Origin of the sequence: Nitratireductor arenosus (genome assembly GCF_009742725.1) — a bacterium.
Classification (GTDB): Bacteria; Pseudomonadota; Alphaproteobacteria; order Rhizobiales; family Rhizobiaceae; genus Mangrovimarina; species Mangrovimarina arenosa.
Genome location: NZ_WPHG01000001.1, coordinates 629,079 through 643,355 on the forward strand (window position 1 = coordinate 629,079; position 14,277 = coordinate 643,355).

At 63.2% G+C, this 14,277-nt stretch carries 10 protein-coding genes; 2 read left to right on the forward strand and 8 right to left on the reverse strand.

All coding sequences use genetic code 11. The features are described 5' to 3' along the window. Positions 1–6 precede the first annotated feature (6 nt). From GN330_RS03000 to GN330_RS03010, 3 genes are all read right to left on the reverse strand, one after another. Positions 7–1,263 (reverse strand): ABC transporter substrate-binding protein, encoded by a 1,257-nt coding sequence (locus GN330_RS03000; RefSeq protein ID WP_156711182.1) that lies wholly within the window; start codon positions 1,261–1,263, stop codon positions 7–9. A gap of 30 nt (positions 1,264–1,293) precedes the next feature. Continuing rightward, entirely contained in the window at positions 1,294–2,163 is an 870-nt protein-coding gene (locus GN330_RS03005) for an ABC transporter permease subunit (protein WP_197435007.1), read from the reverse strand. Between the two features lie 65 nt (positions 2,164–2,228). Then, positions 2,229–3,095, reverse strand: coding sequence for a branched-chain amino acid ABC transporter permease (locus tag GN330_RS03010; RefSeq protein WP_156711184.1), 867 nt, complete (start codon positions 3,093–3,095; stop codon positions 2,229–2,231). A gap of 915 nt (positions 3,096–4,010) precedes the next feature. On the opposite strand from GN330_RS03010, the gene gabT reads away from it, so the two are divergent. Together gabT and GN330_RS03020 are read left to right on the forward strand one after the other, a co-directional pair. Next, on the forward strand, positions 4,011–5,303 hold the full coding sequence (gene gabT / locus GN330_RS03015; RefSeq protein WP_156711919.1) for a 4-aminobutyrate--2-oxoglutarate transaminase: 1,293 nt from the start codon (positions 4,011–4,013) through the stop codon (positions 5,301–5,303). Between the two features lie 65 nt (positions 5,304–5,368). Continuing rightward, positions 5,369–7,762, forward strand: coding sequence for a transketolase (locus GN330_RS03020; RefSeq protein WP_156711185.1), 2,394 nt, complete (start codon positions 5,369–5,371; stop codon positions 7,760–7,762). Positions 7,763–7,811: 49 nt separating this feature from the next. Here GN330_RS03020 and GN330_RS03025 read toward each other — a convergent pair whose 3' ends face one another. The 5 genes from GN330_RS03025 to npdG all read right to left on the reverse strand — a co-directional run bounded on the left by GN330_RS03025 (position 7,812) and on the right by npdG (position 14,259). After that, positions 7,812–8,828 (reverse strand): fumarylacetoacetate hydrolase family protein, encoded by a 1,017-nt coding sequence (locus tag GN330_RS03025; RefSeq protein ID WP_156711186.1) that lies wholly within the window; start codon positions 8,826–8,828, stop codon positions 7,812–7,814. A 98-nt stretch (positions 8,829–8,926) separates the two neighbouring features. Next, positions 8,927–11,830, reverse strand: a complete 2,904-nt coding sequence (gene cofH / locus GN330_RS03030) for a 5-amino-6-(D-ribitylamino)uracil--L-tyrosine 4-hydroxyphenyl transferase CofH (protein ID WP_156711187.1) — start codon at positions 11,828–11,830, stop codon at positions 8,927–8,929. Beyond that, positions 11,827–12,804: a 2-phospho-L-lactate transferase gene (cofD, locus tag GN330_RS03035; RefSeq protein WP_156711188.1), complete on the reverse strand. Its 978-nt coding sequence runs from the start codon at positions 12,802–12,804 to the stop codon at positions 11,827–11,829. Before cofD ends, cofH begins: the two co-directional genes overlap by 4 nt. Continuing rightward, positions 12,801–13,559 carry a coenzyme F420-0:L-glutamate ligase gene (gene cofE, locus GN330_RS03040; protein WP_156711189.1) on the reverse strand — a complete coding sequence of 253 codons (759 nt, stop codon included), beginning with the start codon at positions 13,557–13,559 and terminating at the stop codon, positions 12,801–12,803. The genes cofD and cofE overlap by 4 nt, the downstream gene beginning before the upstream one ends. Positions 13,560–13,566: 7 nt before the next feature. Beyond that, positions 13,567–14,259, reverse strand: coding sequence for an NADPH-dependent F420 reductase (gene npdG, locus GN330_RS03045; protein ID WP_156711190.1), 693 nt, complete (start codon positions 14,257–14,259; stop codon positions 13,567–13,569). Positions 14,260–14,277: the final 18 nt, after the last annotated feature.

Below are 14,277 nucleotides of genomic sequence, written 5' to 3' on the forward strand. Positions count from 1 at the left end.
AAGATTTCAGCCCTGCGTCAAGTCGACGTCGGCGTCGTAGATCGTGATGTCTTTCGGCGCGACACCATACTTGACGAGCGCCCCCGCCTGCATCTGCAAGAGGTATATGTCCATGAACGCCTGATGATCCTGTGCCCGCATCGTCACGTCGCCCAGCGGAAAGAGCGGTCCCTTCGAATAGGACGGAACCGATTCGGCGTGCTTGATCAGCGCCGCGGTGTCTGCCTTGGTCTTCCAACCGCTCTGCTCGACATTGGCCTTCAGAAACCCGAGGCTTTGCGCGATGCCGAGCAGCATCGAGCTTCCCACCACTTTGCCGCTCGCGGATTCGACGCCATTTTCGTCTATGCCGAGGGCTTTATAGATGTTGGCCATGTCGGGCGAATTCATATCGTTCAGCGCGACCGGCGCGGTCTCGATCCCGAAAACACCGTCGCCGAACTCGCCGAGCTCCCTGTAATCGAACAGGGAGAAGCTCTGCCCCGCTAGCACGATCTTCTGATCGTAGCCCGAGTTGCGCAGCAGCTGGATTGCCTGCAACGCGTTCAAGACGGGGATGAAGATACCGTCGGCGTTCCGGTCGATCTGCATGACGAAAGGAAGCAGATCCGGCGCGTCGACCGGCAGCGCGATAGCGTTGCCAACTTCGCCGCCGGACGCGGCGACGCCCTTCGCCCACCAGTCGCGCTCCGATTGGCCCCATTTGATGTCGGCGAAAAACGTCACCCAGCGCGAGCCTACGGATTCGACATATTTCCGCGCAGCCCCGGCCGCTGTAGCCGCCGAATTGGTCGTCAGGCGGAATTGATAGGGAACCGCGTTGTCCTTGGACGTCGTCGCCTCGGACGAGCTCATCGTCAGATACAGTCTCTTGTTCTCATTCGCGATCTTGTTGCTAGCGATCGCGATCGAGGAGATTTCCGAACCCAGAACGAAATCCACCTCCTCTTCCAGCAGCAAGTTGCGCAGCTGATTGACGCCTGCGTCGACATCGGACTTGGTGTCGACGGTAACCAGCTTGATCGGCCGGCCGGCAATGCCGCCATTGGCGTTGAGCCAGTCGCACAGTCCGGTCGCGGCTTTGTTACGCCAAAACCCGGTCGCCGCATCCCAACCCGTCAATTCGCATTGATGACCAATGACGATCGGGTCGCCCGAAGTGCCCGCTGCGAACGACTTGCCGACAATTCGCGGCAACGCCGCCGCCGCTGTCGCCGCCACCGAAGCGGCAAGAATCCCGCGCCTGGATATCTTTGTGGTCATCTTGATTCCCCTTGTTTTGGTTGTTGCATTTCAGTTCCGCTCCGAGCGCCGGAGCAGGCCCATGATCCCTTGCGGAAGCCAGAGCGCGATGAGGACGAGCATCACGCCGATGATCAGGTCGACACGCACCGTCCAACGGGCGAGCACCTCGGAAACCAGTTGGACGACGAGGACGCCTATCGGACCGCCATAGACTGACGTCACGCCGCCCACCGCCGCCCAAAGGATCGATTTCAAGGACATTGAGAGGCTGACGACGTCGATGGCGACATGGCGCGATATCAGCGCATAAAGCGCCCCGCCGAGGCCCGCGACGCATCCCGCCACCGCGAACACCACGAGACGGAACAGCGCCGCGTTGTATCCCAGAACCTGGGCGCGCACCGGATTTTGCTGCACGGCACGGACGATGCGCCAGGTACTCGTGCCCGAGACGTACCAGAACCCGATGAGCAAGGCTGCCAACAACGCCGTACTCATCACCAACATGGTGTTGTTGGGTCCGGCGGTAATGACCAATCCAAGGAAGTGGAAGTTCAGCGCCGGCAGCGGCAAACCATCCGCCCCTCCGGTGAAAGTCACCGCCGCGTTGCCCAGGATAGACCCGGTAACGGCGAAGATGATCGCTCCGATAGCCGCGCCGGAATGCGACATCCGCAACAGCAGCAGCCCGAACACCGCCGCCACAAGTCCACCGGCGGCGGTGCCTGCCAACAGCATCAAAGCCACATTGCCTTGTAGCGACGGGGCAAGCCAGATCGCGGCGTAGGCGCCCGCACCGAACACGGTCGCCTGGGCGACGCTTGGTATGTTGGCGTAGGAATAGGCAAGTGTGAAGCTTATGGCGAGGAACATCCAGGTGACGCAGCGGGCAAAGACACCGCTCCAGAATTCGCCCACGATGGGCGCGGCGGCGCAAAGCACCAAGAGGACGGCGAGCGATATCAGGATACCTGCCCTGTCTCTCATGCCCGCCCCCCGAAAATACCATTCGGCCGAATGAGCAGCAGCGGAAGGAACATGACGATCGCCCCAACTTCGGCGTAGGTCGGCGGAAGGAAGACAGACAGGACGCCTCGGGCCACGCCCATGATCACCGCCGCCGCGACGGCACCGGCCAGATTACCGAGGCCGCCGACGACGACGACGATGAATGCCGGGCCGAGCACGGCCAGTCCCATCTGGTGGCTCACCATCGTCATCGGGGCGATCAAGACGCCCGCGAGCGCCGCCAGCGCCGCGCTCAGTACCACGATGACCAGATACACGCGCTCGACCGGCACTCCCGAAGCCATCGCCAACGTCGGGGATTGCGCCACGCAACGAATCCAAAGTCCGATCGCGGTCAGCCGAAGGAAGGCCCAGAAGGTCGCCAGCACGGCGACCGCCATCGCGGCCGCGACCAGACGATAAGTCGGGTAATAAAAGCCCAAAATACCGACCGCGCCCGAAACAGGCGGCGGCACAAGGCGAGGCGAGCCGCCGAATGTGGCGAGCAACAGATCGCTGATGATGAAAAGCAGGCCGGAAGTGGCCACCAGGCCCACCATCATGTCCTTGCCGATCGTCGGCCGCAATATGAACCGGTACACCGGCACGCTGACGGCGGCGGCAAACAGCGGCGCGATCACCAGCGCCGGCCAGAAACTGTCAAGCTGGCTCACCGTATACCAGGCAATCACCGCTCCCACGGCGTAGACTGCTCCATGAGCCATGTTCAAGAGGCCGAGCAGACCGAAGATCGCGTTGAGACCCAGCGCGATCAGCCCCAAAAACATCGCCCAGACGACGCCGTTGACGATCTGGAAACTGAGTGTTTGCCAATCGATCAAGATTGCCTCCCCGGGACCGGGACGGTTTCGACCCCTGCTGCGAAACGCTGCTTGGAAAACATGCTTCGCCGCGCCCGCTGCGTAGCGGCGCAACCCACCGGGCACAATATTGCCGCTGCGCTCATAAAGCGTGGCATTTCGTGCCGGGCTGAAGGGATTGGCGGGTTCTCTTTCAAGGAGGGCCTCGGATTGGGTACGGGTCGGTCGTTGAACACGCTAGGGCGAGACATCGACAGTCACAATTGTGACTTCTGTCACCTGAAGACCGACATCGTCGGATTGGATTGATACGGCTTCGCGTCCCGCGAAGCGATCCGCGCCCACGGTGGCGGGGCAATACGGTCGCGACGCACTCTCGCGACCGGCTTCGGGCATTCGTGACCCCGGGCGTACTTCCGAGGATGACAATGGTCATCATTGATGAAGCGCGACCAAGGCCACACTAGTTGATAGCGGCAAGTGGCCAAACGCTACAATCGCCGGGACCGGGAGGACCGCCATATGCAAAACTTGCTTGCCCATGCAGATCGAAACAGGCTCCACCCTCTCCATCCGCTTGTGGAGATCGCCACCGCTGTCTTCAAACACATATGGCAGCGATTTTCCGGGGCTAAGAGGCGTGGCGAAGCCACCCCAAATCAACTCTGGTCTGACGACAGATGTCCCGAGGACCTGACCTTCCACTGGGACATCCGCGTGCGGTGATTTTGCCCGATGTTGGCCCGTGCACTCGCCGTCGGCGAAAGGCTGGCAGCAAGCCTGCCTGAACGCCTGGCATGCGCATCCTGGTTCCTGGACTGGAGTGCTTCGAATGCCGCCCGGATGAGGGTTCTGAAAAAACCAGGCAGTAGCCGCGAGCCAATCCGCACGGCGCCGTTGAAAAACGGGCCCAACCAAAACCAGAGTGAGATGACAATGTCGGCAGCGAACCTACTCAAAACAAGGCAGGAAGCGGCGATAGCACCGGGCGTCGGCACCCGCGCGATTTTCGCCGATCGCGCTGAAAACGCGGAGCTTTGGGATGTAGACGGCAAGCGCTACATCGATTTCGCCGCGGGGATCGCGGTCAACAACACCGGCCACCGTCATCCGAAAATTATGAAGGCGGTGAGCGAACAGGCGTCCCGGTTTACTCATACCTGCTTTCACGTAGCGCCTTATGAAAGCTACATCAATTTGGCCGAGCGGCTGAATGCCATCGCGCCGACCGGTCCCGACAATCGAACCATGCTGGTCACGACCGGGGCGGAGGCCGTCGAGAACGCCGTCAAGATCGCCCGCGCATACACCAAACGGTCCGGAATCGTGGCGTTCAGCGGCGCATTTCACGGCCGGACACTTCTGGGCATGGCCCTTACCGGAAAAGTCGCCCCCTACAAGAAGAATTTCGGCCCTTTTCCGGCGGAAATCTATCATGCGCCGTTTCCAAACCATTATATGGGAGTGTCCGTCGAGGACGCGTTGCGCGCGCTTGATACATTGTTCGCTGCCGACGTCGATCCGGAGCGGATAGCCGCGATCATTGTCGAGCCTGTTCAGGGCGAAGGCGGTTTCAACGTCGCGCCGCCCGATTTCCTGAAGGCGCTACGCGCATTGGCCGACCTTTACGGCATTCTGCTCATCGCCGACGAGGTACAGTCCGGCATGGCCCGGACCGGGCGTATGTTCGGTATCGAGCATTCGGGCATTGAAGCCGACATCGTGACGATGGCGAAAGGCCTTGCCGGAGGCTTCCCGCTCTCAGCCGTGGTCGGCAGGGCCGAGATCATGTCCGCCGCGCATACGGGTGGCCTCGGTGGAACCTATGCCGGAAACCCCTTGGCCGTGGCGGCGGCGAACGCCGTTCTCGATGTGATCGAGGACGAGCGCCTGTGCGATCGCGCCACGTCCATCGGATCGACCCTCAAGACGCGTCTGAACGATCTCGCCGCGCGACAGGGCATGGGGAGGATCGGCGACGTGCGGGGGCTTGGGGCGATGGTCGCTTTCGAGCTGGTGACGGATCGCACGTCGAAGGACGCGGACGCGCTTTTGACGGCGAATATCGTTGCCGCCGCCGAACGAAACGGTTTGATTCTTCTGTCTTGCGGAACGCGGCAAAACGTCATCAGGTTGCTGCCGCCGCTGACCATCGACGATGCGACGTTGGACGAAGGCTGGAACATGCTTGAACAATCCGTGGAGGCTGCCTGTTCGGCGATTGGATAAGCCCCGCTTGACTACCCGCCCTGCACCGGCAAGCCTCAACCACACCAAACTGGGATGTTTCAACGATGGACAAGCCGTCGCTCGAATTTTTGTCCGCGCTGGAGCGTAAGGTCCGCTGGCTCGCGACCTGGACTATCCACAACGCCAATCACCTTCGCGACAATGACGACAGTCTTAAGGTCGGCGGCCATCAGGCGTCGTCCGCGTCGCTGTCCACGATCATGACCGCGCTCTACTTCGCGGCGCTGCGGCCGGAAGACAGGGTCGCGGTAAAGCCTCACGCCAGTCCGGTCTTTCATGCCATTCAATATCTGCTCGGCAATCAGACCCTTGAAAAGCTGAAGAACTTTCGCGGCTACGGGGGAGCGCAGTCATACCCGTCGCGCACCAAGGATATCGACGACGTCGATTTCTCGACCGGCTCGGTTGGTCTTGGCGTCGCGCAGACGCTGTTCTCCTCGCTGGCGCAGGACTACGTCGCCGCGCACGGGTTCGGCGCCGAGAGGGCCGAAGGCAAGATGGTTGCGCTTGTCGGCGACGCGGAGATGGACGAAGGCAACATCTTCGAGGCCCTGCTGGAAGGCTGGAAGCACGGCCTGCGCAACACCTGGTGGGTGGTCGACTACAATCGCCAGAGCCTGGATGCCGTGGTGCGCGAGGGGCTCTGGGCGCGTTTCGAATCGATCTTCCGCAATTTCGGCTGGGATGTCGTTATCCTCAAACACGGTATGCTTCAGCAGGCCGCCTTTGCCGAACCGGGCGGCGACAAGCTACGCGAATGGATCGACGCCTGTCCAAACCAGCTCTATTCGGCGCTGACCTTCCAGGGCGGCGCGGCGTGGCGCAAGCGCCTGCTCGACGAGCTCGGCGATCAGGGCCCGGTTTCGCGATTGATCGAGAAACGCAGCGATGCCGAGCTTGCCGATCTGATGGCGAATCTCGGTGGCCATGACCTACCTTCCCTGCTCGAAGCCTTTGAACAAGCTCGTGGGCATGATCGACCGACTTGCTTCATAGCATACACGATCAAGGGATTCGGGCTGCCGTTGGCCGGCCACAAGGACAACCACGCCGGTTTGATGACGCCAACCCAGACCGAAGCCCTGCGTGAGCAAATGCGGGTCCGCTCCGGACGCGAATGGGAGCCTTTCGAGGGGCTGGATATCCCCGAAAAGGCTCTGAAGGATTTTATCGCCGCGGTGCCTTTCGCCAGGGACGGCCGCCGAAACCACACCGCGCCGGCGATCGCGGTTCCCGACAGGCTGGAGATCGCCTTGCAACCGTCGATGTCGACGCAGCAGGGTTTCGGCATGCTGATGCACGAGATTTCGAAGGGCGAGGATCCGTTCTCCGATCGGGTCGTGACAACGTCGCCCGATGTCACCGTGTCCACCAATCTCGGCGCATGGGTGAACCGCCGCGGCCTCTTCGCCCGCGAAGAGATGGCCGACACGTTCAAGGCCGAGCGCATACCCTCGACCTTCAACTGGACATTCTCGCCACGCGGCCAGCACATCGAACTCGGCATCGCCGAGATGAACCTCTTCATCATGCTTTCCGCGCTCGGTCTGTCGCATTCCATCTTCGGCGAGCGACTGCTGCCGGTGGGCACGCTTTATGACCCGTTCATCGAGCGCGGCCTCGATGCGTTGAACTACGCCTGCTACCAGGATGCACGTTTCATTCTGGCAGCGACCCCTTCGGGCGTGACGCTCGCGCCCGAAGGCGGCGCCCATCAGTCGATCGCCACGCCGCTGATCGGTATGGCCCAGGACGGGCTTGCCAGCTTCGAGCCGGCCTTCGTCGATGAGCTTGCAACGATCCTGCGATGGTCCTTCGAATATATTCAGCGCTCCGGCGTCGCGCCACCCGACGAAACAAACTGGCTGCGCGACCTGACCGGCGGATCGGTCTATCTGCGTTTGTCCACGCGCTCGATCGACCAGCCGCGCCGAGAAATCGACGGCGATCTCGCCCGGGATATGATCAACGGGGCCTATTGGATGCGCAAGCCGGGTCCCAACGCGCAAGCGGTGGTGGCTTATGCCGGCGCGATAGCCCCCGAAGCGATCGAGGCCGTCGGCATGATGAGCGAAGACCGCCGCGACATCGGGCTGCTGGCGATTACGTCCGCCGACCGGCTGAACGCCGGCTGGACCGCGGCGCAACGCGCCCGCGAAGCAGGCTTGAGCCACGCGAGAAGCCATGTGGAGCGGCTGCTTGCCAATATCCCCTCGCATTGCGGTATCGTCACGGTGATCGACGGTCACCCGGCGACCTTGGCCTGGCTCGGCTCTGTCCATGGCCATCGCACGCGTTCCCTGGGTGTCGAACATTTCGGCCAGACGGGCACGATCGCCGATCTTCACAAGCATTTCGGCATCGACGCCGACGGCATCATGCGGGCGGCGCAGGCCGTCGTTGCAGGGCGTCCGCTGCGACATTTGCGGGCCGTGTGAGACAGCCGCGATGCGTTAATAGGCACAGCGAACCAGCCCCGGTCGAGTTCTACGAATGGGGCCGCACCTGCACCTGCTGTTCGATCACTCCGAAGATCGACTGACCGCACCGGTCTCTCATCTCTATACTGACCTTGTCGCCGGCTCGCATGAACGGCGTGCGCGGCGCACCCTCTCGGATGGTCTCGACCATGCGCAGTTCCGCAATGCAGGAATATCCCACCCCGCCTTCGCCGATGGTTTTTCCCGGCCCGCCTTCGAACTTGTTCGAAACGGTCCCCGAACCCACGATCGTGCCGGCGGCAAGCGCCCGGGTTCGCGCGGCATGGGCGATCAGCGTCGGGAAATCAAACGTCATGTCGACCCCCGCATTGGCTCGCCCGAACGGCGCCCCATTGTAATCGACCATCAACTCGAGATGCACCTTCCCGCCATCCCATGCCTGCCCCAATTCGTCCGGTGTGACGGCGACCGGCGAGAAAGCCGATGACGGCTTCGCGTGGACAAACCCGAAACCCTTGGACAGTTCATTGGGGATCAGCCCGCGCAGCGACACGTCGTTGGCAAGCATGACCAGGCGGATAGCGCGCCGCGCTTCCCCGACACTCGCGCCGGCGGCTACATCGTCCACGACAACGGCGACTTCGCCTTCCATATCGATCCCCCAGTCCTCGTCCGCCATCACAATGGGGTCACGCGGACCAAGGAAGCTGTCGGACCCGCCCTGATACATCAGTGGATCGGTCCGGAACGATTGCGGCATCTCCGCATCGCGTGCCTTGCGCACCAATTCGACGTGATTGACATAAGCGGACCCGTCCAACCACTGATAGGCGCGCGGCAGCGGCGAAAGCGTCGCGGTCTCGTCGAAGCTCCAGGACGGCGCCGTGCCCGCTTCCAGGGCTTTCGCCAACAATTTCAGATGCGGTTGAACCCGCCGCCAATCATCGAGCGCAACCTGCAGCGTCGGAGCGAGGAAACCCGCATCCGCGCAGCGGGTTAGGTCTCGTGACACCACCACCAGCCTGCCGTCGCGGGCGCCGTTTTTGAGCGTCGCAAGCTTCATTCGTTCTCTCCCTGATCGGCGCGGCCAGAAAAGGTCCGCTCCACGCGACCGCCCAAGCCTCGCGGCAGACAGCTCCGGTCCGGTCGCAAAACCTGATTTCAGGCCGCCGCCCGCTCGTACAGGGTCGTGCGCTGGCGTGCCCCGCGACCCGCCCTGCGTGCCAGCTCACACAGGCGCTCGGGCGACATCTCCGAACCGTTCGCCCCGCCGGCCGAGCGGGTGATGGTCTCGTCCATCAGCGTTCCGCCCAGATCGTTGACGCCCGCGGCAAGGGCATGACCAAGCCCGTCCGGTCCCAACTTGACCCACGACCCCTGCACGTTGGGGAGAAGGTCCCCGAAAACCAGCCGGGCGACAGCATGCATGAGGATCGATTCACGCGCGTCGGGACCCGAACGCGACGATTTGCGCAGCGCGATCGGCGAGTATTCGGCAACGAAAGGCAGCGGTACGAATTCCGTGAAACCGCCGGTCTCCTTCTGGATACCGCGAATAATGGTCAGATGCCGCGCCCAGTGCCGGTAGCGATCGACATGCCCGAACATGATCGTGGCCGTCGATCGCAGTCCGATCTCGTGCGCCGTCCTCATCACCTCGATCCATTCGTCCGTGCGGATCTTGTCCGGGCAAAGCACAGCACGAACGTCGTCGGAAAGGATTTCGGCCGCCGTACCGGGAAGCGTGGCCAGTCCCGACGCCTGCAGGCGCTTCAGAAAGTCGCGCAACGACAACCCCAGGGTCGATGCGCCGTGCCACACTTCAAGCGGCGAGAACGCGTGAATATGCATGTCCGGCAGCGAGTCACGGATGGAGGCGCTGATCCCGATATAGGTCTCGCCAGTGTAGGCGGGATGAATACCGCCCTGCAGGCAGACCTCGGTCGCGCCACGCTCCCGTGCCTCACGCGCGCGCCGGACGATCTCTTGAAGATCGAGCACGTACGGTTTTCCACGCAGATTGTCGTGCGTCTTGCCTTTCGAGAAGGCGCAGAACTGGCATTTGTAGGCGCAGATATTGGTGTAGTTGATGTTTCGGTTGACGACATAGGTCGCCTCGTCGCCGCAGATCCTGTGGCGAACCCTGTCGGCGGCATCGCAGACGAGGCCGAACGCGCGCCCGCGCGCTTGGAAGAGGCGCTCGATGTCGGGAATGTCCAGCTTTTCCCCAGCTTCGCCGCGCGCGACGATGGCCCGGAAGCCTGCTTCGACGGGCGCCCGGCTCGCGACGATCGTTGGAAATTCAATGGCGGAACCCGGCCGCCAAGCCTGTTCGATCGCAAACCCTTCGCCGTCGATCTTGCGACGGATGGGATCCTGCATGGCGGGGTCCGCCCAGCGATCGAGATCGCGCGCGAAAGAGGGGTAGATCGTCAAGCGTTGGACGAGATGGCGCCCGCCGCTTTCCGTACTAGCGCGCAGCGCTTCGAGACTTGGCCAAGGCGCTTCGGGATTGACGAAATCGCTGGTGAGCGGAGAGACGCCGCCCCAGTCGTTGATGCCCGCATCCAGGAGCGCGGCGTGGTCCGAAGGGCTGAGATTCGGCGGTGCCTGTATGCTCATTCCGGCCCCGAAGATCAGGCGCGCCGCGGCAACAGTCCACACCAGTTCTTCAAGCGAAGCATCCGGTGCGCCGGCCATGAGGGTCCCCGGCTTGGCACGAAAATTCTGAATGATGATTTCCTGAATGTGGCCGTACTCGTCGTGGATATCCCTGAGCGCCAGGAGATCATTGACACGGTCGGCGCGGGTTTCGCCGATGCCGACAAGCAGGCCCGTGGTGAACGGTATCGCGAGCTCGCCCGCGATGCGGATCGTTTCGAAACGCCGGCGCGGCTCCTTGTCCGGCGATCCGAAATGGGCTCCGCCCTTTTTACAAAGCGCCTCGCTGCCGCTTTCAAGCATCAGGCCCATGGATGCCGCGACAGGCCGCAGGCGCAGCATCTCGTCGCGGCTCATGCAGCCGGGATTGAGATGCGGCAGGAGACCTGTTTTCTCCAGAACCGCCCGAGCGGCCCGCTCAAGATAGTCAAGCGTGGAACCGCACTGCATCGCATCGAGCGCGGCGCGCGCGTCACGGTAGCGATCCTCGGGCCGCTCGCCAAGCGTGAACAGCGCTTCCTTGCATCCCATCGCCGCGCCTTGTCGGGCAATCTCAACGACCTCCCCGACACGCATATAGGCGCCTGCGAGCTGTTTCGGCCGCTTGGCGAAAGTGCAATAGTGGCAAACGTCGCGGCACAACTGCGTCAGCGGCAGAAAAACCTTCGGCGAATAGGTCACGGTGCGGCCGAACCCCTCGAGAGTATATTGCAGCGCCCGTGGCGACAATTCGCCCGCCGACTTCCCCACCAGCGCGCGCGCCTGGTCGGGCGCGAGGCGACCGCCCGGCAGCCCGCCGGACGAGGGCGCGGCGAAAGTGCCCAAAGACTCCAGATAGACAAGGTCTCCAGGCACGTCGACATCGCAGGCAAGACCTGGTCTGTCGATCGTGCGCACCGTCAATCCGGCCGACCGTCCCGCGGCGACGTGGGCGGCATGGCTGCCTTCGCCGAAGCTGAAGGCAAAGCGCACAGGCAAGTCGGTCACCACCGCGTTCGTGCCACGTAGGTCCTTGCAGCGCGCCAGCGTGAGCTCTCCGGGCGGGCTGTCCGTCAAGGCCGCAATATCGTCGGGCTGTATTAGAGGCAGGTCGCCGTGAAGAACAATGGCGCGCGTCTCGCCGTTCCGGAACAGGTGGTCGCAGCCGGCCGTGACGGCTGAATTGAGGTCGCGATCTCCGGCAGTTGTCAAAACCTCGGCCCCACGGGCGCGTGCCTGTCGCGCCACGTCTCCGTCTGGGGTGACGACGAGGATGCCCGTACAACGCGGGCTTGCGCCAAGTACGTCGAGCACATGGCCGAGCATCGCCCGGGCGGCGGCGACCCGCCTCCCATCGTCGACGAGAGAGCCAAGTCTCGATTTGGCTTTGCCAAGCGGCTTAACCGGAACGACAAACCAATTCATGACGGGGAAGCGCCCTTTCTGATCCTCCTGACGAAGGCGATCGCAGCATCGGCAAGCGCGGTCTTGTCATCATCGGACACCATCAGCGTCTGCTCGACACCGACCCGCACGGACGCGGGAAACGCCCCCGACAGTTCAGCGTCACGCCGATCGAGAATGAAGCCGTCAAGGAACCCGTCATAGCGCGCCGCGACGCTCATCGGCGTGACCGGCAGTTCCAGTTCCTGGAGTATTTTGGCGGCCGGACCCTTCACGGCCTGCCCGCCGATCAGCGGCGTCACCGCCACGACGGGAGCATTGGTCCTCGACAGCGCATGCCTGACGCCGGGAATGGCAAGGATGGGGTCGATGCTGAGGAAGGGGTTGGAGGGACAGATGATAAAGCCCGCGAGATCCGGATCGCCCAGCGCGGCGGCGAAATCCGGCGAAGGCGTTGCGTTCGCAGCGCCCGCAAACTCGATCGCCCTAACCGCCGGCGCGCACTTGTGGCCGACGAAATATTCCTGAAAGGCCAGCTTGCCCTGATCGGTATGCACCATCGTGCGCACCGGTTCATCCGACATCGGCACGATCGGCGTCGTCACGCCAAGCCGCTCCGCCAGAACCTTCATCACCGCGCTCAACGTCTTTCCGCTATCGAAAAGATGCCGTCGCGCGAGGTGCAGGCCGATATCCTTGTCGCCGAGTTGGAACCAGTCCGCGCCACCCAGACGCTGCATTTCCTTGTAGGCGGTCCAGCTCTCATCGGCTCGCCCCCAGCCCAGCGCGGGGTTGTTCTGGCCGGCCAGCGTATAGAGCACCGTGTCGAGATCAGGGCAGATCGGCAGACCGAGATGCTCGAAATCGTCACCTGTATTGACGACCACCAATAGTTGGTCCGGCCCCAAAACACGGGCTAGGCCGAAGGCGAGTTTCGCGCCGCCCACCCCGCCGCAGAGCGCGACAAACCTGCGACCTTGGCGCCCGGTGTTCATCTGAAAAGGTCCTGTTCCAGCGGCCGGATAATCTGGCTTGTGTCACCTTCTCCGCAAAAACGTTGCGCGCCCTTGACGAGGGCGGCCGGAACCCCTTCGGCCGCCTGCCCCATCAGCAACGAGCCGGCGGCGGCGAACTCATCGGCAACCGCGACTTCAGTATGCTGCAATACCCGACCGTATCGGTCGTTGGAGCCGCTCTGCCGGCTGAGCGCGGTCAGTCCCGACGCGCCGATCGCCACACCGCAGGTGCCCATGCGCCACGGCCTGCCGAAGCTGTCGGCGATAACGACGGCGATATCCGCTCCCGTGCCGGCACGCAGCGCGGCGCGAAGGGTCGCCGCCGACCGGTCCGGGTCGGAGGGCAGGAGAAGCACATCCGTCTGCCCGCGACCGACATTGGACTGATCGATGCCCGCATTGGCCATGACATGGCCAAGGCGATGCCGGACGATCAGGACACCGGGAACCACGCGCAGCACATCCGTACTTTCGCGCAGCACCAGTTCGACAAGCCGGGAGTCCTTCCCGCACGCGGCGGCCAGTTCGATCGCCCGTACCGAGGGCTCGATCTCTTCAAGCGAGACGAAACGGTCTTCCGCCTTCGAGACGATCTTCTGGGCAATCACCAGAACGTCGCCATCCTCCCATGCGATGCCGCGTTCATGCGCAGCGCCACGGAATATCCCGGCGAGGTCGTCACCCGGCTGTATGTCGGGCAGGCCAAGCAGAGGGAGCAAGGTGATCGGTTTCATGGAAAGCTCAATTCGCAGACGAAAGACCGGTAACCCGGATTCCCGTATGCGTCTTGTAACGCTTGTTTAATCCGATGAGCACCGACGTCAACGCCTCGGCTGCGGCGGCGTTGTCTATCGGCCCGGCGTGGTGGCCCACGATGCCGCAGCGTCCGGCGACGTTGATGACGGCACTGCGGGCCGCGACACTGTTGCCGGTCACCAGCACATCGCAATCGACCGGCCCATCCTCGCGAAGATGGGCGGCGGCCACGTTCTGAAAGGCGGAGACAACATGGACGCCTTCGCCGAGTTGGTCCTGCGCTTCCTTTCCGGCCGAACCACCGGCCGGGAGTTGCACGCGAGCGACCTTCGGCGGCATCAGCGGCACCGTCGCGCAGACCACGATCTTGCCGGCGACAACGGTCGCGACGGCGTCCAGCGTCTCCCTCTGCGAGGCGTAGGGAACGGCGAGAACGACCATGTCGCCGCGTGCGGCCGCATCGACATTGTCTGTCCCATGGCACTTCACGTCGGATTGGCCCATGTTCGCGCAGCGCTGGCGTAGAGCCTCTACGGCCGACCGCGCACGCTCGGCGTCCCGCGACCCGATCACGACTTCGTAGCCCGCCCGCACCAGCCGATAGGCGAGACCGCCGCCAAGGTCGCCACCGCCGCCGAGGACAGCGACAACGTTCACCGGAAACTCATTGTCTTGCATGGTTAGCCCCAATTCGTC

Bases quoted from the DNA above. Each gene is read 5' to 3' on its own strand.
- npdG (WP_156711190.1), bottom strand. From the start codon at position 14,259: ATGCAAGACAATGAGTTTCCGGTGAACGTTGTCGCTGTCCTCGGCGGC.
- cofE (WP_156711189.1), bottom strand. From the start codon at position 13,559: ATGAAACCGATCACCTTGCTCCCTCTGCTTGGCCTGCCCGACATACAG.
- GN330_RS03000 (WP_156711182.1), bottom strand. From the start codon at position 1,263: ATGACCACAAAGATATCCAGGCGCGGGATTCTTGCCGCTTCGGTGGCG.
- cofD (WP_156711188.1), bottom strand. From the start codon at position 12,804: ATGAACACCGGGCGCCAAGGTCGCAGGTTTGTCGCGCTCTGCGGCGGG.
- GN330_RS03025 (WP_156711186.1), bottom strand. From the start codon at position 8,828: ATGAAGCTTGCGACGCTCAAAAACGGCGCCCGCGACGGCAGGCTGGTG.
- GN330_RS03020 (WP_156711185.1), top strand. From the start codon at position 5,369: ATGGACAAGCCGTCGCTCGAATTTTTGTCCGCGCTGGAGCGTAAGGTC.
- cofH (WP_156711187.1), bottom strand. From the start codon at position 11,830: ATGAATTGGTTTGTCGTTCCGGTTAAGCCGCTTGGCAAAGCCAAATCG.
- gabT (WP_156711919.1), top strand. From the start codon at position 4,011: ATGTCGGCAGCGAACCTACTCAAAACAAGGCAGGAAGCGGCGATAGCA.